At 42.2% G+C, this 17,340-nt stretch carries 27 protein-coding genes; 1 reads left to right on the plus strand and 26 read right to left on the minus strand.

Annotated features, from left to right (window positions below; genetic code table 11):
- Nucleotides 1-8 precede the first annotated feature (8 nt).
- A complete protein-coding gene (locus GVT53_RS13425; protein ID WP_166249040.1) occupies nucleotides 9-923 on the minus strand; it encodes a dimethylarginine dimethylaminohydrolase family protein in 915 nt (304 codons plus the stop codon).
- A 284-nt stretch (nucleotides 924-1,207) separates the two neighbouring features.
- On the opposite strand from GVT53_RS13425, the gene GVT53_RS13430 reads away from it, so the two are divergent.
- Nucleotides 1,208-1,675, plus strand: a complete 468-nt coding sequence (locus GVT53_RS13430) for a hypothetical protein (protein WP_166249041.1) — start codon at nucleotides 1,208-1,210, stop codon at nucleotides 1,673-1,675.
- A 59-nt stretch (nucleotides 1,676-1,734) separates the two neighbouring features.
- Here GVT53_RS13430 and GVT53_RS13435 read toward each other — a convergent pair whose 3' ends face one another.
- The 25 genes from GVT53_RS13435 to rplP form a co-directional block, all read right to left on the minus strand.
- Nucleotides 1,735-3,018: a citrate synthase gene (locus GVT53_RS13435; RefSeq protein WP_166249042.1), complete on the minus strand. Its 1,284-nt coding sequence runs from the start codon at nucleotides 3,016-3,018 to the stop codon at nucleotides 1,735-1,737.
- 120 nt (nucleotides 3,019-3,138) lie between these two features.
- Nucleotides 3,139-4,677 (minus strand): glycogen synthase, encoded by a 1,539-nt coding sequence (locus GVT53_RS13440; protein ID WP_166249043.1) that lies wholly within the window; start codon nucleotides 4,675-4,677, stop codon nucleotides 3,139-3,141.
- A gap of 120 nt (nucleotides 4,678-4,797) precedes the next feature.
- Nucleotides 4,798-6,090 carry a phosphopyruvate hydratase gene (gene eno, locus GVT53_RS13445; protein WP_166249044.1) on the minus strand — a complete coding sequence of 431 codons (1,293 nt, stop codon included), beginning with the start codon at nucleotides 6,088-6,090 and terminating at the stop codon, nucleotides 4,798-4,800.
- A 118-nt stretch (nucleotides 6,091-6,208) separates the two neighbouring features.
- On the minus strand, nucleotides 6,209-7,321 hold the full coding sequence (carA, locus tag GVT53_RS13450; RefSeq protein WP_166249045.1) for a glutamine-hydrolyzing carbamoyl-phosphate synthase small subunit: 1,113 nt from the start codon (nucleotides 7,319-7,321) through the stop codon (nucleotides 6,209-6,211).
- A gap of 97 nt (nucleotides 7,322-7,418) precedes the next feature.
- Nucleotides 7,419-7,922, minus strand: a complete 504-nt coding sequence (gene rplQ, locus GVT53_RS13455; RefSeq protein ID WP_166249046.1) for a 50S ribosomal protein L17 — start codon at nucleotides 7,920-7,922, stop codon at nucleotides 7,419-7,421.
- 60 nt (nucleotides 7,923-7,982) lie between these two features.
- Nucleotides 7,983-8,975 (minus strand): DNA-directed RNA polymerase subunit alpha, encoded by a 993-nt coding sequence (locus GVT53_RS13460; RefSeq protein ID WP_108246831.1) that lies wholly within the window; start codon nucleotides 8,973-8,975, stop codon nucleotides 7,983-7,985.
- A gap of 21 nt (nucleotides 8,976-8,996) precedes the next feature.
- Nucleotides 8,997-9,602 carry a 30S ribosomal protein S4 gene (gene rpsD, locus GVT53_RS13465; RefSeq protein ID WP_166249047.1) on the minus strand — a complete coding sequence of 202 codons (606 nt, stop codon included), beginning with the start codon at nucleotides 9,600-9,602 and terminating at the stop codon, nucleotides 8,997-8,999.
- Nucleotides 9,603-9,715: 113 nt separating this feature from the next.
- Complete coding sequence (rpsK, locus tag GVT53_RS13470; protein WP_108246829.1) at nucleotides 9,716-10,108, minus strand: 30S ribosomal protein S11; 393 nt, start codon at nucleotides 10,106-10,108, stop codon at nucleotides 9,716-9,718.
- A gap of 101 nt (nucleotides 10,109-10,209) precedes the next feature.
- Nucleotides 10,210-10,584 carry a 30S ribosomal protein S13 gene (gene rpsM / locus GVT53_RS13475; RefSeq protein ID WP_166249048.1) on the minus strand — a complete coding sequence of 125 codons (375 nt, stop codon included), beginning with the start codon at nucleotides 10,582-10,584 and terminating at the stop codon, nucleotides 10,210-10,212.
- 2 nt (nucleotides 10,585-10,586) lie between these two features.
- Nucleotides 10,587-10,703: a type B 50S ribosomal protein L36 gene (gene ykgO, locus GVT53_RS13480; RefSeq protein WP_010519235.1), complete on the minus strand. Its 117-nt coding sequence runs from the start codon at nucleotides 10,701-10,703 to the stop codon at nucleotides 10,587-10,589.
- A gap of 4 nt (nucleotides 10,704-10,707) precedes the next feature.
- On the minus strand, nucleotides 10,708-10,923 hold the full coding sequence (gene infA, locus GVT53_RS13485; protein ID WP_014031991.1) for a translation initiation factor IF-1: 216 nt from the start codon (nucleotides 10,921-10,923) through the stop codon (nucleotides 10,708-10,710).
- A gap of 95 nt (nucleotides 10,924-11,018) precedes the next feature.
- Nucleotides 11,019-12,362, minus strand: a complete 1,344-nt coding sequence (secY, locus tag GVT53_RS13490; protein ID WP_163626134.1) for a preprotein translocase subunit SecY — start codon at nucleotides 12,360-12,362, stop codon at nucleotides 11,019-11,021.
- Nucleotides 12,363-12,373: 11 nt separating this feature from the next.
- The gene (gene rplO, locus GVT53_RS13495) at nucleotides 12,374-12,826 is read right to left on the minus strand and encodes a 50S ribosomal protein L15 (protein WP_166249049.1); all 453 of its coding nucleotides are present in this window, start codon (nucleotides 12,824-12,826) and stop codon (nucleotides 12,374-12,376) included.
- Nucleotides 12,827-12,839: 13 nt separating this feature from the next.
- Nucleotides 12,840-13,019, minus strand: a complete 180-nt coding sequence (gene rpmD, locus GVT53_RS13500) for a 50S ribosomal protein L30 (protein ID WP_166249050.1) — start codon at nucleotides 13,017-13,019, stop codon at nucleotides 12,840-12,842.
- A 12-nt stretch (nucleotides 13,020-13,031) separates the two neighbouring features.
- Nucleotides 13,032-13,556 carry a 30S ribosomal protein S5 gene (rpsE, locus tag GVT53_RS13505; protein WP_166249051.1) on the minus strand — a complete coding sequence of 175 codons (525 nt, stop codon included), beginning with the start codon at nucleotides 13,554-13,556 and terminating at the stop codon, nucleotides 13,032-13,034.
- 6 nt (nucleotides 13,557-13,562) lie between these two features.
- Nucleotides 13,563-13,916 carry a 50S ribosomal protein L18 gene (gene rplR / locus GVT53_RS13510; RefSeq protein WP_166249052.1) on the minus strand — a complete coding sequence of 118 codons (354 nt, stop codon included), beginning with the start codon at nucleotides 13,914-13,916 and terminating at the stop codon, nucleotides 13,563-13,565.
- An 11-nt stretch (nucleotides 13,917-13,927) separates the two neighbouring features.
- Nucleotides 13,928-14,470: a 50S ribosomal protein L6 gene (gene rplF, locus GVT53_RS13515; protein ID WP_166249053.1), complete on the minus strand. Its 543-nt coding sequence runs from the start codon at nucleotides 14,468-14,470 to the stop codon at nucleotides 13,928-13,930.
- 19 nt (nucleotides 14,471-14,489) lie between these two features.
- Entirely contained in the window at nucleotides 14,490-14,888 is a 399-nt protein-coding gene (rpsH, locus tag GVT53_RS13520) for a 30S ribosomal protein S8 (protein WP_166249054.1), read from the minus strand.
- A gap of 18 nt (nucleotides 14,889-14,906) precedes the next feature.
- On the minus strand, nucleotides 14,907-15,176 hold the full coding sequence (gene rpsN, locus GVT53_RS13525) for a 30S ribosomal protein S14 (protein WP_036379829.1): 270 nt from the start codon (nucleotides 15,174-15,176) through the stop codon (nucleotides 14,907-14,909).
- 1 nt (nucleotide 15,177) lies between these two features.
- Nucleotides 15,178-15,729: a 50S ribosomal protein L5 gene (gene rplE / locus GVT53_RS13530; protein WP_108246819.1), complete on the minus strand. Its 552-nt coding sequence runs from the start codon at nucleotides 15,727-15,729 to the stop codon at nucleotides 15,178-15,180.
- A gap of 2 nt (nucleotides 15,730-15,731) precedes the next feature.
- Entirely contained in the window at nucleotides 15,732-16,043 is a 312-nt protein-coding gene (gene rplX / locus GVT53_RS13535) for a 50S ribosomal protein L24 (RefSeq protein ID WP_166249055.1), read from the minus strand.
- A 16-nt stretch (nucleotides 16,044-16,059) separates the two neighbouring features.
- A complete protein-coding gene (rplN, locus tag GVT53_RS13540; protein WP_014032002.1) occupies nucleotides 16,060-16,428 on the minus strand; it encodes a 50S ribosomal protein L14 in 369 nt (122 codons plus the stop codon).
- Nucleotides 16,429-16,430: 2 nt separating this feature from the next.
- The gene (rpsQ, locus tag GVT53_RS13545; protein ID WP_100816200.1) at nucleotides 16,431-16,688 is read right to left on the minus strand and encodes a 30S ribosomal protein S17; all 258 of its coding nucleotides are present in this window, start codon (nucleotides 16,686-16,688) and stop codon (nucleotides 16,431-16,433) included.
- Nucleotides 16,689-16,701: 13 nt separating this feature from the next.
- Entirely contained in the window at nucleotides 16,702-16,893 is a 192-nt protein-coding gene (gene rpmC, locus GVT53_RS13550) for a 50S ribosomal protein L29 (protein ID WP_108246817.1), read from the minus strand.
- 19 nt (nucleotides 16,894-16,912) lie between these two features.
- On the minus strand, nucleotides 16,913-17,332 hold the full coding sequence (rplP, locus tag GVT53_RS13555; protein WP_108246816.1) for a 50S ribosomal protein L16: 420 nt from the start codon (nucleotides 17,330-17,332) through the stop codon (nucleotides 16,913-16,915).
- Between the last annotated feature and the right edge of the window lie 8 nt (nucleotides 17,333-17,340).

Consider the following 17,340-nt stretch of genomic DNA (forward strand, 5'->3'; position numbering starts at 1 on the left):
GTTAAAATTTATGCTCTGATCAAAGGCATGGTGCTACATCGCAACAGACCTTCCTGTTTGGCTATTTCGGCATAGGGGATTTCCTCAACGGTAAACCCTTGGTCGCGCAGCCAATTGTTCAATCTGGTAAAATTCTTTTCCGAAACTACGACTTCCGGGGATATGGAGAACACATTACTGAACATCTGGTACATTTCTTCCTTATTGATCTCAAAGATATTCTCCGGTCCGAAGAAATCCACCAAATATTGGTATTCGTCTTCCACTAGAAATCCATTTTTGTGCAGAATCGCCTTGTCCCTTCCCACAGGCTGAAAACAGCAATCCAAATGCAATGCATTTTCCTTGGGATCGGTATTTGACTTTCTGAGCTCAAAAGATTTTACCCTTTTACGGGGAAACATATCCCGAATAAATTCCACGGCTTCGATATTGGTGCGGGCCGTAATGTAACTTGAATAATCAGCACCTGTGTAGGTTCCTATAAATATATGGTCGTTCCAGGGCATCACATCGCCTCCCTCAATATGGACTTCCTCGGGCGGTCTTATAATCTTTTTGGGGTCTATGCCGTCCAATACTTCGTGTATTGCCTCGAACTCCCTTTCGCGATCGGGCAAAATATTGGCATGAAACAATTTATCCTCTAGTACAAAGGCAATATCCCGCGCGAAAATCTGGTTGCAGTCCCGCAGCACTTCGGGCCGGTAGACTTTTACACCATATTTTTGGAATACGCGGGCAAAGGCCTCCATTTCCTTGATCATATCCTCCTCTTTTGGATAGGTCCCGGCCTTTATATGCTCAATGGATTTGGGGTCATAGGCCTCCTCGATAGTAGGGATGGGACCACTGCTCTCAGCGGTTCCCAAAATCACTGCTTTTAAAGGACTGGTCTCATCAACAACGTTCAATTCGATCATGCTTGGGTTATTTAATGCCGAAAATATCGGCAAATGTATTCAGTAAAGAAAAATCCTTAAAATTCTATGGCAAATCTAGTGTTTTACTCCAATTTTATTGCTTGCCAAATCGATAAAATCCCCTGCATTTCCATGTCTTTTCCTTTAAATGATAAGTTTAGGTCCGTAAAACAAGCCAATGTTTATCAAATGATTAAAATTTATTCAAAAACTCAAAAACCTGACATATATCAGTTTTTCAATATGTTTTAATTACTACTTTTGACCCAAGATTTTTCTTACTTATGAAAAAATTTTCGCTTACATTGATTTTATTGGCAACCATGGCAATTGTTTTGGGCGGCATGTATGCTTTCCAGGGAATAGATCGGCTTGATTTTATTTCCAAAGCAAAGCCACCTATTCAAACAGACACTGTTTATGCGGCAAAATATAACGATTGTATCACAGAGCAGGACCTACCTGATGGATTTGCCACGTTTACGCACGACATTACGCATCAATATTTACAACTACAATACGATAAGGTAAACGAATCGGCAAGGAAGTATGGTATATCCTTGGATTCGACCTTAAAAAACCTGAGTACTGTGGATGCACATGACTTTATCCATAAAACATTTAAGGATGCGAGAAATGCTGCTGAGAAAGAAGGTATTTCCGAAATTCAAAGGCATTACCAGTTTGAAATAATGAGAATGTGCCTTGAAAAGGACAGACGCCTCAATAAAAACGTGGTGGGCATTCTTTAAACACGTCCCATTGAAAAAGGGGCGAATATCGCCCCTTTTTTATTTTATCGTCCCAAATCTTACCTTTTTTCCAATGGAACAAAGCTTCTATGGTTTTCCCCGATGTACACCTGTCTTGGTCTACCGATCGGTTCTTTTCTCAATCTCATTTCTCTCCATTGTGCGATCCAACCGGGCAATCTACCCAAAGCGAACATTACCGTGAACATTTCGGTAGGGATACCCAATGCACGATAGATGATCCCGGAATAGAAATCCACATTGGGATATAGTTTTCTATCTACAAAGTAGCTGTCTTCCAAGGCCTCTTTTTCCAATCCTTTGGCGATGTCCAAAATTGGGTCCTCAATACCTAAATTGCCCAACACCTCGTCCGCGGATTTTTTAATGATCTTGGCCCTTGGGTCAAAGTTTTTGTACACACGGTGTCCAAAGCCCATCAACCTGAAAGGGTCTTCCTTATCCTTGGCCTTGGCCATATATTTTTTGGTGTCTCCACCGTCGGCCTCAATGGCTTCCAACATTTCCAGAACAGCTTGGTTGGCCCCACCGTGGAGCGGTCCCCAAAGTGCGGAGATACCTGCGGAAAGCGAGGCAAACAGTCCGGCGTGGGAAGAACCTACTATCCTCACCGTTGATGTAGAGCAGTTCTGCTCGTGGTCTGCGTGCAAAATCAGTAATTTGTCCAGGGCATCGATTGCAATGGGATCTCTTTTGTATTCTTGGTTCGGTCTTTTGAACATCATTTTATGGATGTTCTCCACGTAACCAAGGCTATCGTCCCCATAATCCAATGGAAGGCCCTTTTTCTTACGTAAGGTCCAAGCCACCAAAACGGGGAACTTGGCCAAAATACGGACAATTGAATTATACATGGCGGACTCCGATGACACATCCACACAAGATGGATTAAACGCAACCAAAGCACTGGTCAACGAAGAAAGTACGCCCATAGGGTGGGCCGATTTTGGAAACCCGTCCAAAATTTTCTTCATCTCCTCATCCACTTGGGATTCTTCTTTAATGTCGTTGTGGAATTTTTCCAGCTGCTGGGTGTTGGGCAACTCGCCAAAAATCAAAAGATAGGCCACTTCCAAAAAGCCAGCTTTCTCGGCAAGATCTTCAATGGAGTACCCGCGATATCTTAAAATACCCTTTTCACCATCTAGGAATGTTATGGCGCTTTCGCAAGACCCCGTATTCTTGTAACCCGGGTCTATCGTCACCATTCCTGTTGAGGCCCTCAGGGTTTTTATATCAATGGCCAATTCATCTTCAGTACCTTTTATAACGGGGAATTCATATCTTTCTCCCCCATATTCGAGTATAGCTTTATCCGACATTTTATGTTTTAATAGATTAGTAAAAATAGAAAGCGAAAATTACGAAAAAGCATAGCCATTAACAATTTCCAGCCGCTATTTGTGTAGATATTAACGCTAAAATGATCTATAAAAATCGGGTCAATCCAATTTGTAGAGCACTTTGTAATATTCGTCCACGGATTTCTGCCACGTAAACCGTTTTTTTCGTGCCGCGGCCTGTATTTTCTTCCAAGAGGGTTTGTCGTTTAAGAACACGTCCAAGGCAATGTCCATGGCCTCCAACATACTTTTAATTTTTTCATCGTAGCTATCGCCATCAAAACTAAAACCTGTTTTCATATGCTCCACAGTATCCTTTAACCCTCCCGTATGATGGACCAAACATGGATTACCGTTTCGCATGGCCAACATTTGACTGATGCCACACGGCTCAAACAGACTTGGCATAAAATACAGATCGGATTCCAAGTACATGGAATCGATCAATTTTTCGGATTGACCGTTGGTGAATACAAAATTCTTGTGTTGGTAACTCAATTTCCTGAACAACTCTTCATACTCTGGAGCACCGGTACCCAATAGCATAAAAATGCCATCTACTTTTTCGAGTTTTTTCAGTATTTCGACAAAGGCTTCTGGCGACCTCATAAAAAAGTAAAACTTCTGCTCTGTTAGCCTAGCAACGCTCGAAGCGATAAACTTGGGTCTTTCCTCCACAAAGGCCATGATCTTTTCCCCGGTATGGGCCAAAAAATCAGCCTTGTACTTTTTATCTTCTTGCTGTAACCATCCAAATAATGCTTTGACGGTGTTACGATAGATATTCCCCTTCTTCTCTTTGTTGATATTCTTATAGTTACAACCGTTCAATATACCGAACAAACGTCCTTCTTGATCGGCCTTTTGCAAATCGGTTTCCAGACCTTCGCCACCGATAAATTCGGGAGGTGAACTTGGTAATAAGACATCATCTTTGTACGATGGCGAGACCGTATGCACGGCATCCGCAAATCGTATCCCAACGGCCATCAGGTTGATACAGTCCTGGTACCGGTGGTCCATCAACTTTTGATAATCTAACGGCACATTGGGGAACCAATTTTTTACTGAGGAATAATTATTATCAAAAGGGCGTATACCTTGAATGGCCAAATTATGAATGCTGTAAACTATTCGGATATCCTTAAGATTGGTGTAGTCGGGATGATATTCGCGCAGAAACAACAATAGGCTGGAGTGCCAATCGTGCAGGTGTACCAAATCTACATCACCAAATGCTCCCTGTTTTATGGCCTCGGCTACTGCGGTACAAAAAATAAAGTACTTAATGGCATCGGTATAGAAAGGTTCTTCGGGGTCGTTATGGTAAATGTGGGCAATATCTCCCGCCTCAATTTCTGGATGGTGCAGCACGTAATGGAAAATATTGGGGAACTCCTTTTTAGGTTTTACCTCGTAAAGTTCCGCTGTATACCCCAAACCTCGCAATGTAAAATTTACGGTGGTCCTTGGCAATCCCCCATGGTGCAACCTAGAATATGAAGGCACGACCACATGTACCTTATCGCCCTTTTCCGAAATCTGCCTTGGCACATCACGGACCACATCGCCCATTCCTCCCGCTTTACAGTTTTCCAAAGCATCGTTTTCGGCGGCAATAAAAAGAAAGTTGTTCATGTGGGAGAATTATTAATGATTGTTTAGTGAACCCTTAATTTAACCAAAGTTTGGAACCGAAACAAAAAAAAGCCTTTCCTGATCAGGAAAGGCTTTTTGTATGCTAAAAAATCATTATTCTTAGTTTACCTTGAAGGCTTTTTCTTGTGGATAATAGGCTACCTCGCCCAATTCTTCCTCAATTCGCAACAACTGGTTGTATTTGGCCATACGGTCACTTCTGGACGCAGAACCTGTTTTGATTTGCCCTGTGTTCAATGCTACTGCCAAATCGGCGATGGTATTGTCCTCGGTTTCTCCTGATCTGTGTGACATTACGGAAGTATATCCTGCATTCTTTGCCATGTTTACCGCGGCAATGGTCTCCGTTAATGTTCCGATTTGGTTTACTTTGATCAAGATGGAATTGGCAATACCGTTTTCAATTCCACGGGAAAGACGCTCCACGTTGGTCACGAACAAGTCATCCCCAACCAATTGCACCTTGTCACCGATTTTTTCAGTTAAAACTTTCCAACCTTCCCAATCGTTTTCATCCATTCCATCCTCTATGGAAATAATCGGGTATTTTTCACAAAGGTCGGCAAGGTATTGCGCTTGCTCCTCTGAAGTACGCACTACACCTTTGCTTCCTTCAAATTTTGTATAATCGTATGCTCCATCAACATAAAATTCTGCCGAAGCACAATCCAATGCGATCATAATCTCGTCGCCCAATTTGTAACCTGCTTTTTCCACAGCTTTTGCAATGGTGTCCAAAGCGTCTTCGGTACCACCTTCCAATGTCGGCGCAAATCCACCTTCATCACCTACAGCAGTGCTCAAATTACGATCATGCAATACTTTCTTAAGGTTATGGAAGATTTCCGTCCCCATTTGCATGGCATGGCTAAAATCCTTCGCCTTAACAGGCATCACCATAAATTCCTGGAAAGCGATAGGTGCATCGGAATGCGACCCTCCATTGATAATGTTCATCATCGGAACTGGAAGCGTATTGGCGCTAACACCACCCACGTATCGGTACAATGGCATTCCCAACTCATTGGCCGCAGCTTTTGCCACTGCCAATGATACGCCCAAAATGGCGTTGGCGCCCAATTTTGATTTATTTGGAGTACCGTCCAACTCGATCATGGTCTGGTCGATATGGTTCTGTTCAAAAACCGAAGTGCCGATAAGCTCCTCTGCTATGATGGTATTTACGTTGTTGACGGCCTTGCCCACTCCTTTACCCATAAAGGAATCGCCACCATCACGCAATTCAACGGCTTCATGCTCCCCAGTAGAGGCTCCGGAAGGTACGGCTGCCCTTCCCATAATTCCATTTTCGGTTACTACGTCTACTTCTACTGTCGGGTTCCCTCTGGAATCCAATATCTGTCTTGCATGAATGTTGATAATGATGCTCATTTTAATTCAATGTTTTATAGTTGTGATTATTGGTTAAAGATACAAAAGGTAGCGTTTTTAGCTTCATGATATTACTCACAAAACGTACTTAATTGCTTAAAAACAAAACTATAACGTTTTAGTTTTTGCTGGCCTTGATCAAATCGAAAAATTGGTCGAACAGATAATCTGCATCGTGCGGACCTGGACTTGCTTCCGGGTGGTATTGTACCGAGAATACGTCCTTGTTCTTCATTTTGATTCCGGCCACGGTTTGATCGTTCAAATGGGTGTGGGTTATTTCCAATTCCGCATTTGCTTCGGTCTCTTCCCTGTTCACGGCGAATCCATGGTTTTGGGACGTAATTTCTCCCTTCCCGGTTACCAAGTTCAGGATGGGGTGATTGATTCCCCTATGACCATTGTGCATCTTATAGGTGGAGACACCGTTGGCCAAAGCCAATACTTGGTGACCTAAACATATTCCGAACAGCGGTTTGTCGGAAGCAATCATTTCTTTGGTGGCTGCCACGGCATCCGTTAAAGGTTCTGGATCTCCAGGGCCGTTGGATATAAAATAACCATCGGGGTTCCATTCCTTCATTTCATCATACGACGAATTATATGGGAATACTTTGATATAGGCTCCTCGTTTGGCCAAATTTCTCAAAATGTTCTTTTTGATGCCAATGTCCAAAGCGGAAATTTTAATTTCTGAATTCTCATCGCCATAGAAATAGGGCTCTTTTGTCGAAACTTTGGATGATAGTTCCAAACCTTCCATGCTGGGAACTTGCTTCAATTCTTCTTTTAGCGCATCGATGTCGTCCACTTTTGTGGAGATCAAAGCGTTCATGGCGCCATTGTCCCTTATGTAGCTCACCAAAGCACGGGTGTCCACATCTGAAATGGCCAATAGATTGTTCTTGTCCAAGAACTCCAACAAACTCATGTCTGCATTGGGTCTTGAGTAATCGTAACTGAAATTTTTACAAATAAGACCGGCAATTTTCACAGAATCAGACTCCACTTCTTCCAAGTTGGCCCCATAATTCCCAATGTGTGCATTGGTGGTCACCATTAACTGTCCGTAATAGGACGGGTCCGTAAAAATTTCTTGGTAACCCGTCATCCCAGTATTGAAACAAACTTCCCCTACTGCGGTACTTTCTCTTCCTCCAACGGCCTTACCATAAAATATGGTTCCGTCCGCTAACAAAATCAACGCTTTTTTCTTTGTGTGATACTTCATTTTGTGCTCTAGTTTCAGTTTTGACAAAAAAACATAAAAAAAGGATAAGTTCTCACTTATCCTTTTTCGTTAAATACAATAGTTAATAACATTCTTCTTATTCTTCAGAATCGTCAGTTTTGGTTTCAGCCGCTGGAGCTGGTGTTTCAGCTTTTTTGGCTCCGCCTCCTCTTCTACTTCTTCTGGTCGACTTCTTCTTGGGCTTACCTGCGTTGTAAAGCTCGTTGAAATCTACCAATTCGATCATGGCCATGTCGGCGTTATCTCCCAATCGGTTACCCAATTTAATGATTCTTGTGTAGCCTCCTGGTCTGTCGCCAACTTTTTCGGCAACTGTGCTGAACAATTCTGTTACGGCCTCTTTGCTGCGCAAGTTACTAAAAACAACCCTTCTATTGTGTGTACCTTTTTCGGTAGTCTGGTTGTTTTCCGTCTTTGCTTTTGTGATCAAAGGCTCGATAAACTTCTTCAACGCTTTGGCCTTTGCAACCGTGGTGTTGATTCTTTTGTGCTCAATTAGGGAACTTCCCATGTTGGCCAACATTGCCTTTCTGTGGGCAGCTGTTCTTCCTAAGTGATTAAACTTCTTTCCGTGTCTCATTGTTCTAAGTTATCATCTTGCTACCAAATCTTGTTTTACCAAGAGAGCAAAATATGATTATTAATCTTTATCTAATTTGTATTTGGAAAGGTCCATACCAAATTGCAGGCCTTTGTTGATGACCAATTCTTCCAATTCGGTCAATGATTTTTTACCGAAGTTTCTGAACTTCATCAAATCGTTTTTATTGAAGGAAACCAAATCTCCCAAAGTATCCACTTCGGCAGCTTTCAAACAGTTCAATGCCCTTACGGACAAGTCCATGTCTACCAATTTGGTCTTCAACAACTGGCGCATGTGCAATGATTCCTCATCGTAGGTCTCGGTCTGGGCAATTTCATCGGCCTCAAGGGTGATACGCTCATCGGAGAACAACATAAAGTGGTGAATCAGAACTTTAGCGGCCTCTGTCAAGGCATCTTTTGGGTGGATGGAACCATCGGTGATGATTTCGAAAACCAATTTTTCGTAATCGGTCTTTTGCTCTACCCTATAGTTTTCGATGCTGTATTTTACGTTCTTTACTGGAGTGTAAACAGAATCTACCGCAATGCTGCCCAAAGGTGCATTGGATTTTTTGTTTTCCTCGGCAGGAACATAACCACGACCTTTTTCGATAACGATCTCCATATTGATGTTCACCTTAGGGTCCATGTTACAGATTACCAAGTCTGGGTTCAGCACTTGATATCCTGAGATGAACTTTTGGAAGTCACCAGCGGTCATTTGTTCCTTTCCGCTAACGGAAATAGACACGGTCTCGCTCTCAACATCATCAATCTGTCTTTTGAACCTCACTTGTTTTAGGTTCAGGATAATTTCGGTAACGTCTTCAACAACGCCTGGGATAACAGAAAACTCATGTTCAACTCCATCTATGCGCACAGAAGTGATGGCAAAACCTTCCAAAGAGGAAAGCAAAACCCTTCTCAGCGCATTCCCAACTGTTAATCCATATCCAGGTTCCAAGGGACGAAATTCGAATTTCCCCTCGAAATCTGTTGAATCGATCATTATAACTTTATCGGGCTTCTGAAAATTAAGTAATGCCATAATTGGATTAATGTTGAATTCTTATTTAGAGTATAATTCGACTATCAGTTGTTCCTTGATATTCTCAGGGATCTGAAGCCTTTCTGGAACAGCTACATAAGTACCTTCTTTCTTTTCAGAGTTCCAAGTAATCCATTCGTAAACACTGCTATTGTTAGCCAATGAATCCACAATGGACTGTACGGATTTGGATTTTTCCCTAACACCAACAACATCGCCAGCTTTTAGCGAGTATGATGGAATGTTAACTACCTCTCCGTTCACTGTAATATGACGGTGCGATACCAATTGGCGTGCACCTCTCCTTGATGGGCTGATGCCCATTCTGAAAACCACGTTATCCAAACGTGACTCGCACAACTGAAGCAATACCTCACCGGTAACGCCTTCTTTTCTTTTTGCCTCGGCAAATAGGTTACGGAATTGTTTCTCCAAAATACCATAGGTGTATTTTGCCTTTTGCTTCTCCATCAACTGGATTGCGTATTCCGATTTTTTACCTCGGCGTCTGTTGTTACCGTGTTGTCCTGGAGGGTAATTTTTCTTTTCGAATGACTTGTCGTCTCCGAAAATCGCTTCTCCAAATTTTCTAGCGATCTTTGTTTTTGGTCCTGTATATCTTGCCATCTTCTTTTGGTTTGAAAGTGCGATTATGAATTAAGGCTTATCCTTCGATAATCTAACTGCACCTTCGGGTGAAGACCCTTTTTAGGGGGCCCGTTAAACAATATAATTGATAATTAAACTCTTCTTCTTTTAGGAGGTCTACATCCATTGTGCGGTAGTGGAGTAACGTCAACGATCTCTGTTACTTCGATTCCCGAGTTGTGAATGGAACGGATAGCGGATTCCCTTCCGTTACCTGGTCCTTTTACATAGACCTTCACTTTTCTCAAGCCTGCCTCATGGGCAACCTTTGCACAATCTTCTGCCGCAACCTGAGCTGCGTAGGGTGTGTTCTTTTTTGAACCACGGAATCCCATTTTTCCTGCGGAAGACCATGAAATAACATCACCTTTCTTATTGGTAAGGGAAATAATGATGTTGTTGAAAGATGCTACAACGTGCGCCTCTCCGGTAGCATCTACTACTACTTTACGCTTCTTGGTTGTAGTTTTACTTGTTTTTGCCATATTTTTTAGTTTCTAGTGTTAGCTCTTAGTTATTGGAATCCTAGACTTTTACATTTCAAACAGATTCTTCTAACGTCTAAATACTAATGACTATGTTCTTATTATTTAGTTGCCTTTTTCTTGTTGGCAACTGTTTTTCTTTTTCCTTTTCTGGTCCTAGAGTTGTTCTTGGTACGTTGACCTCTCAATGGCAATCCTGCTCTGTGACGAATTCCACGGTAACAACCGATGTCCATCAAACGTTTGATGTTCATTGAGGTTTCTGAGCGAAGCTCTCCTTCAATCGTGTAAGATCCGACCGCTTCCCTGATTTTACCGATTTCATCATCGGTCCAATCGGAAACCTTGGTATCTTCACTTACTTGGGCTGCTGCCAAAATTTCTTGCGCCCTACTTTTACCTATACCGAAGATGTAGGTAAGCGAAATAACGCCACGCTTTTGTTTAGGTATATCTACCCCTGCAATTCTTGCCATAATTACCCTTGTCTTTGTTTAAATCTAGGATTCTTTTTGTTGATTACATACAATCTGCCCTTTCTGCGAACAATCTTGCAGTCGGCACTTCTCTTCTTTATTGATGCTCTTACTTTCATGTAACTAGTATCTATACGTAATTCTTGCTTTTGTTAAATCGTATGGACTCATTTCCAACTTTACCTTATCACCGGGAAGCAGCTTTATGTAATGCATACGCATTTTCCCTGATATGTGCGCCGTTACAACGTGCCCATTTTCCAATTCTACCCTGAACATTGCATTGGACAATGCTTCAATGATAGTCCCGTCTTGTTCTATTGCTGGCTGCTTTGCCATATTCAGTTATTAGTTTTCAGTTTTAAGTTTTCGGTTAAAGCTTTACTACAAATTTTCAGGTCTAACTTCTAACTTCTAGCTTCTAACTTTTATTATTATGCTACTTTTCTGTTCTTTCCGGTTTTCATCAAGCCATCGTAATGTCTGTTCAACAGATACGAATTAACTTGTTGTACGGTATCGATAGCCACACCCACCATAATCAATAGTGATGTACCTCCGTAAAACAATGCCCATCCGGCCTGTACATCCATCAATTTAACCACTACTGCGGGCAATACTGCCAACAAGGCCAAAAAGATAGATCCCGGCAATGTTATCAAGGACATGATCTTGTCCAAATAATTTCCTGTTTCCTTTCCTGGGCGTATGCCTGGGATAAAACCACCACTTCTTTTAAGATCATCGGCCATTTTATTGGTCGGCACGGTGATCGCTGTATAGAAGTAGGTAAATATGATGATCAATACCGCAAAGAGGATGTTGTAGGCCAATCCGAATATATCGGCGAACTGTACTTCCATCCACTGTCCCGCAGCTGTATCATTAAACGTTCTACCGATCAAACTTGGCGCGAACATAATTGCCTGTGCAAAGATAATGGGCATTACACCAGATGCATTCAATTTTAATGGAATGTACTGACGCGCTCCCATTACGTTCTTTTCATATCCGCCAGAAGCTGTTCTTCTTGCGTACTGTACCGGAATCTGTCTTACGGCCATGGTCAAATAAACACTGGCCAAGATTACCAAGAACCAAACGATTACCTCGATCAACATAAACATGATTCCTCCGGTATTGTTTGTTGTTCTGGAAACAAATTCCTGCGCAAATGCTTGTGGCAACGTTGCAATGATCCCTACCATAATCAATAAGGAAATACCGTTTCCGATACCCTTATCGGTAATTTTCTCACCCAACCACATAGCGAACACACACCCTGTTACCAATATAATAACAGCTGGAACGATAAAATCCAAACCTTTGCCCAAAACAAATGCACTATCTGGCACACCAAGGGCACCAAGACCGTACAAATAGGCAGGGGCTTGAACAATACAGATACCTATTGTTAACCAACGGGTAATCTGATTGATGGTCTTTCTACCACTCTCTCCTTCTTTTTGTAGTTTTTGAAGATATGGAATCGCAATTCCCATCAACTGTACCACAATGGAAGCGGAGATATAGGGCATAATACCCAAAGCGAACACCGAGGCATTCGCAAAAGCACCACCCGTAAAAGCATTCAGAATACCCAAGATACCATTTTCAGTCTGGGTGGATAATTCCGCCAACTGGGCGGTATCAATACCGGGAAGAACAACTTGGGCACCGAATCGGTAGACCAACAACAACCCCAATGTTAGGATGATGCGTTGTCTTAGTTCATCTATCTTCCAGATATTTGATATGGTCTCAATAAATTTCTTCATGCTATAACTTCTTATAAACTTATTGCCTCACCTCCTGCTGACTCGATGGCAGCTTTTGCGGAAGCAGTAAATTTATGAACAGATACTTTAAGCGATGCCTTTAATTCACCATCACCCAATATCTTTACCAAATCGTTTTTGTGGGCCAATCCGTTCTCAATAAGGGTTTCCAAAGTAACTTCGTTTTTCACGGTTCCTTTGTCCACCAACTCTTGCAATCTGCCTAGATTGATTCCTGTGTACTCTTTTCTGTTTATGTTGGTAAAACCAAACTTTGGTACACGTCTCTGCAATGGCATCTGACCACCTTCAAAACCAATCTTTTTGGAATATCCAGATCTAGACTTGGCTCCTTTGTGTCCACGGGTGGAAGTTCCTCCTTTACCGGAGCCTTCTCCACGTCCTACACGTTTTCCTTCTTTGTGCACAGCGCCATCCGCTGGTTTAAGATTATTCAAATCCATGTGCCTTTATATTTTAAGCTTCCTCTGTGGAAACCAAGTGTTTTACCTTATTTACCATTCCAAGGATACTAGGAGTTGCTTCGTGCTCCACTTCCTGTCCGATTTTTTTAAGTCCAAGAGCCTCCAAAGTTCTTTTTTGGTCTTGTGGCTTTTTAATGCCGCTCTTTATTTGTGTAACCTTAATCTTTGACATAATATCCTCTATTTATCCTTTAAAGACTTTTTCCAAAGAAACTCCTCTTTGCTTGGCAACGGTATCGGCACTTCTCAACTGCAACAAGGCATCGAAAGTTGCTTTTACCACATTGTGCGGATTGGAGGAACCTTGGGACTTAGAAAGTACATCCTGCACTCCCACTGCCTCCAATACGGCTCTTACCGCTCCACCGGCGATTACCCCGGTACCATGGGATGCAGGCTTGATAAATACCCTTGCACCACCATATTTTCCTTTTTGTTCGTGAGGAAGTGTTGCTTTGGTCAAAGGTATGCGAACCAAGTTCTTTTTTGCGTCCTCGATAGCCTTGGCAATAGCTGTGGCAACCTCTTTGGATTTACCCAAACCATGTCCAACAACTCCGTTTTCGTCACCAACAACAACTATTGCTGAAAAACCAAAGGCTCTACCTCCTTTTGTTACCTTGGTAACCCTTTGCACTCCAACCAAACGGTCTTTCAACTCCAGTCCACCCGGCTTTACTGTCTCTACGTTTTTGTAATTCTGGTACATAGTTTATTAAAATTTTAGTCCGGCCTCCCTAGCGCCTTCAGCCAATGATTTTACTCTTCCGTGATATAGGTTTCCTCCCCTATCAAAAGCCACGGCTTCTACACCTAGCTTAAGGGCCTTTTCGGCTATGGCCTTCCCCACGTTGGTAGCGACTTCGGACTTTGTTCCTTTGGCATCAACATCCTTATCTCTGGATGAAGCGGACGCCAAAGTTACACCTTTATTGTCGTCAATCAACTGGGCATATATTTCTTTATTGCTTCTGAAGATGGACAACCTTGGTCTTGCTTCAGTTCCGAAGGATACTTTTCGTATTCTTCTTCGGATGCGTAATTTTCTTTCAGTCTTAGATAATCCCATAGTCTTAATTATTAAGCTGATTTACCTGCTTTTCTTCTTAATTGTTCCCCTACGAACTTCACACCTTTTCCTTTGTAAGGCTCTGGCTTACGGAAGGATCTGATCTTGGCGGCCACTTGACCTACCAATTGTTTGTCGTGGGATGTTAGTTTCACGATAGGGTTCTTCCCTTTTTCGGAGATGGTCTCAATCTGCACCTCTGGAGCGATGTCCAAAATGATGTTGTGAGAGAATCCAAGGGCCAAATCCAATTTCTGTCCTTGATTGCTGGCTCTGTAACCAACACCTACAAGTTCCAATTGCTTGGTCCAACCTTTGGTTACACCTTCTACCATATTATTGATAAGAGCGCGGTATAAACCATGTTTTGCTTTATGCTCGTTGTCATCGGAAGGTCTTTCCAAAACAACATTTCCGTCCTCGACTTTTATGTCGATCCCTGAAAACTCTTGTGAAAGTTCACCGAGTTTACCTTTTACAGTAACCATGGAATCCTTCACTTCTACAGTGACTCCCTCAGGAATATTAACTGGACTGTTACCTATTCTAGACATTTTTCTTCTCTTTTCTCAATTAATATACGTAGCACAATACTTCACCACCTACGTTCTCTTGCTGAGCTTGCTTGCTCGTCATAACTCCGTGCGAAGTTGATATGATGGCAATTCCCAAACCGTTCAACACTCTAGGCAAATCGCTTGAGTTTGAATATTTACGCAGACCGGGCTTACTTACCCGCTGCAATTTTTTAATGATAGGCTCTTTGGTGAATTTATCATACTTAAGGGCTATTTTAATGTTCCCCTGTACTTCATTCTCCTCGAACTTATAGCTCAAAATATATCCTTGGTCGAACAATATTTTGGTAATTTGTCTCTTTAGATTGGAACTTGGGATATTTACAACCCTATGACCTGCCTTGTTGGCATTTCTCAATCTGGTCAAATAATCTGAAATTGGATCTGTAAGCATTTCTTTTCTTTATCTAAATTACCAACTTGCCTTTTTAACACCAGGAATCAAACCTTTGTTGGCCATTTCCCTGAACATTACCCTTGATATACCAAAAGTTCTCATGTAACCACGAGGCCTACCTGTAAGTTTACAACGGTTCCTCATACGAACAGGAGAAGCATTCTTTGGCAACTTCTGCAAAGCCTCATAATCTCCCGCTTCCTTTAGCGCCTTTCTTTTCTCGGCGTATTTTTCTACCATTTTAGCCCTTTTCCTTTCGCGGGCTTTCATTGATTCCTTGGCCATACTAGTTCTTTTTAAAGGGTACTCCCAGTTCGGTTAACAATGATTTTGCTTCCTTATCAGTCTCAGCGGAAGTAACGAACGTAATGTCCATCCCGTTGATCCTGTTGATTCTATCGATATTGATTTCTGGAAAGATGATCTGTTCGGTAACTCCCAAATTGTAGTTACCTCTACCGTCGAAACCTGTGGCTTTAACTCCAGAGAAATCACGTACCCTTGGAAGTGCACTTGTGATCAATCTATCCAAAAATTCGTACATACGCTCTCCTCTCAAGGTCACTTTTGCACCGATCGGCATTCCCTTTCTCAACTTGAACGTAGCAACGTCCTTTTTTGAAAGGGTAGCCACCGCTTTTTGACCTGTGATGTTGGTCAGCTCGTCCACGGCATGATCGATAAGCTTTTTATCGGAAACAGCGGCACCGACTCCACGGCTAACCACTATTTTCTGCAACTTAGGAACCTGCATTACATTTTTGTAACCAAATTCTTCCGTTAGCGCCTTGATCACGCGCTCCTTATATTCTTGCTTTAATCTTGGAATATAACTCATGACTAAATTACTTCATTGGATTTTTTAGAAACCCTTACTTTCTTTCCATCCCTTACTTCGTACCCAATGCGAGTTGCCTCGCCAGATTTTGGGTCGATCAAGGAAAGATTGGAAATGTGTATTGGAGCTTCCTTTTTAGTTATGCCTCCTTGAGGATTGTTCGCACTTGGCTTTTCGTGTTTGGACACTTCGTTAACGCCCTCTACGATAGCCTTGTTCTTTTCACGGTCTACTTGAAGTACTTTGCCTTCGTTGCCTTTGTGGTCTCCCGCAATGACTTTTACCGTATCCCCTGTTTTTATTTTCAACTTCATCTTTCTGATATTTCTTTTATAGCACTTCAGGCGCCAATGAAACAATCTTCATGAATTGTCTGTCCCTCAACTCTCTGGCCACGGGACCGAATACACGAGTTCCTCTCATCTCCCCGGTCGGGTTCAACAACACACATGCGTTGTCGTCGAAACGGATGTAAGAACCATCGGGTCTTCTCACTTCTTTCTTGGTTCTAACAACAACTGCTGTAGAAACAGAACCTTTCTTTACAGTACCGTTCGGAGTAGCTTCTTTTACGGTAACAACGATTTTGTCACCCAAGGAAGCATACCTTCTTTTAGTTCCTCCTAGTACGCGGATGGTCAAAACTTCTTTTGCACCGGTATTGTCCGCAACCCTTAATCTTGATTCTTGCTGTACCATAATTATTTAGCTCTTTCTAGGATTTCTACCAACCTCCAGCATTTTGTTTTGCTGAGTGGTCGTGTTTCCATTATTTTAACGGTATCACCTTCGTTGCAATCGTTCTTCTCGTCGTGGGCAACATACTTCTTGGTCTTAAGAACGAACTTCCCGTACATAGGGTGCTTCATTCTTTTTACCTCAGAAACCACTATCGATTTCTCCATTTTGTTGCTGGTAACAACGCCTATTCTTTCTTTTCTTAAATTTCTGTTTTCCATAAGGCAGAACCGATTATTGTAATTCCCTTTTAGTTATTTCAGTCGCAAGTCTTGCTACCGTCCTTCTCGTCTTTCTGATCTGTAAAGGATTTTCCAAAGGAGTAACAGCGTGTGCCATTTTAAGGTCGGCATGTTGTTTCTTCAACTCGGCCAAACGCTCCTTTAGCTCTTCAATTGAAAGTTCTTTTATTTCTGATTGTCTCATCTTTCTTCTCAATTAAAAATTAGGCGGAATAATCCCTTGCTACAACAAACTTGGTCTTAACCGGAAGTTTTTGTGCCGCAAGCCTTAAGGCTTCCTGGGCAATATCCTTTGGTACACCAGCAATCTCGAACATGATTCTACCCGGCTTCACCACGGCTACCCAATATTCTGGAGCACCTTTACCTTTACCCATACGAACCTCTAGAGGTTTTTTGGTGATAGGCTTGTCCGGGAATATTTTGATCCACAATTGACCTTGTCTCTTCATGTATCTTGTCGCAGCGATACGTGCAGCCTCGATTTGACGGGAAGTAATGAAGTGCGAATCCATGGACTTGATACCGAACATTCCATTGGAAAGTTGGTGCCCTCTCTGGGAAATACCCTTCATACGCCCTTTCTGGGCCTTACGAAATTTTGTTCTTTTTGGCTGTAACATTTTACCTT

Origin of the sequence: Flagellimonas oceani (assembly GCF_011068285.1) — a bacterium.
GTDB lineage: Bacteria > Bacteroidota > Bacteroidia > Flavobacteriales > Flavobacteriaceae > Flagellimonas > Flagellimonas oceani.

What these genes read in the sequence shown, in the direction of transcription:
- rpsH (WP_166249054.1), bottom strand. Translation starts at nt 14,888, where the DNA reads ATGCTTACAGATCCAATTTCAGATTATTTGACCAGATTGAGAAATGCC.
- carA (WP_166249045.1), bottom strand. Translation starts at nt 7,321, where the DNA reads ATGAAGTATCACACAAAGAAAAAAGCGTTGATTTTGTTAGCGGACGGA.
- rpsQ (WP_100816200.1), bottom strand. Translation starts at nt 16,688, where the DNA reads ATGGAAAACAGAAATTTAAGAAAAGAAAGAATAGGCGTTGTTACCAGC.
- rplR (WP_166249052.1), bottom strand. Translation starts at nt 13,916, where the DNA reads ATGGGATTATCTAAGACTGAAAGAAAATTACGCATCCGAAGAAGAATA.
- rpsE (WP_166249051.1), bottom strand. Translation starts at nt 13,556, where the DNA reads ATGTACCAGAATTACAAAAACGTAGAGACAGTAAAGCCGGGTGGACTG.
- rpsN (WP_036379829.1), bottom strand. Translation starts at nt 15,176, where the DNA reads ATGGCCAAGGAATCAATGAAAGCCCGCGAAAGGAAAAGGGCTAAAATG.
- rpsM (WP_166249048.1), bottom strand. Translation starts at nt 10,584, where the DNA reads ATGGCAAGAATTGCAGGGGTAGATATACCTAAACAAAAGCGTGGCGTT.
- GVT53_RS13440 (WP_166249043.1), bottom strand. Translation starts at nt 4,677, where the DNA reads ATGAACAACTTTCTTTTTATTGCCGCCGAAAACGATGCTTTGGAAAAC.
- rplE (WP_108246819.1), bottom strand. Translation starts at nt 15,729, where the DNA reads ATGAGTTATATTCCAAGATTAAAGCAAGAATATAAGGAGCGCGTGATC.
- eno (WP_166249044.1), bottom strand. Translation starts at nt 6,090, where the DNA reads ATGAGCATCATTATCAACATTCATGCAAGACAGATATTGGATTCCAGA.
- ykgO (WP_010519235.1), bottom strand. Translation starts at nt 10,703, where the DNA reads ATGAAAGTAAGAGCATCAATAAAGAAGAGAAGTGCCGACTGCAAGATT.
- rpmD (WP_166249050.1), bottom strand. Translation starts at nt 13,019, where the DNA reads ATGTCAAAGATTAAGGTTACACAAATAAAGAGCGGCATTAAAAAGCCA.
- GVT53_RS13430 (WP_166249041.1), top strand. Translation starts at nt 1,208, where the DNA reads ATGAAAAAATTTTCGCTTACATTGATTTTATTGGCAACCATGGCAATT.
- rplP (WP_108246816.1), bottom strand. Translation starts at nt 17,332, where the DNA reads ATGTTACAGCCAAAAAGAACAAAATTTCGTAAGGCCCAGAAAGGGCGT.
- rplN (WP_014032002.1), bottom strand. Translation starts at nt 16,428, where the DNA reads ATGGTACAGCAAGAATCAAGATTAAGGGTTGCGGACAATACCGGTGCA.
- rpsD (WP_166249047.1), bottom strand. Translation starts at nt 9,602, where the DNA reads ATGGCAAGATATACAGGACCAAAAACAAAGATCGCTAGAAAATTTGGA.
- GVT53_RS13435 (WP_166249042.1), bottom strand. Translation starts at nt 3,018, where the DNA reads ATGTCGGATAAAGCTATACTCGAATATGGGGGAGAAAGATATGAATTC.
- GVT53_RS13460 (WP_108246831.1), bottom strand. Translation starts at nt 8,975, where the DNA reads ATGGCATTACTTAATTTTCAGAAGCCCGATAAAGTTATAATGATCGAT.
- infA (WP_014031991.1), bottom strand. Translation starts at nt 10,923, where the DNA reads ATGGCAAAGCAGCCAGCAATAGAACAAGACGGGACTATCATTGAAGCA.
- secY (WP_163626134.1), bottom strand. Translation starts at nt 12,362, where the DNA reads ATGAAGAAATTTATTGAGACCATATCAAATATCTGGAAGATAGATGAA.
- GVT53_RS13425 (WP_166249040.1), bottom strand. Translation starts at nt 923, where the DNA reads ATGATCGAATTGAACGTTGTTGATGAGACCAGTCCTTTAAAAGCAGTG.
- rplO (WP_166249049.1), bottom strand. Translation starts at nt 12,826, where the DNA reads ATGGATTTGAATAATCTTAAACCAGCGGATGGCGCTGTGCACAAAGAA.
- rpsK (WP_108246829.1), bottom strand. Translation starts at nt 10,108, where the DNA reads ATGGCAAAAACAAGTAAAACTACAACCAAGAAGCGTAAAGTAGTAGTA.
- rpmC (WP_108246817.1), bottom strand. Translation starts at nt 16,893, where the DNA reads ATGAGACAATCAGAAATAAAAGAACTTTCAATTGAAGAGCTAAAGGAG.
- rplX (WP_166249055.1), bottom strand. Translation starts at nt 16,043, where the DNA reads ATGAAGTTGAAAATAAAAACAGGGGATACGGTAAAAGTCATTGCGGGA.
- rplF (WP_166249053.1), bottom strand. Translation starts at nt 14,470, where the DNA reads ATGTCTAGAATAGGTAACAGTCCAGTTAATATTCCTGAGGGAGTCACT.
- rplQ (WP_166249046.1), bottom strand. Translation starts at nt 7,922, where the DNA reads ATGAGACACGGAAAGAAGTTTAATCACTTAGGAAGAACAGCTGCCCAC.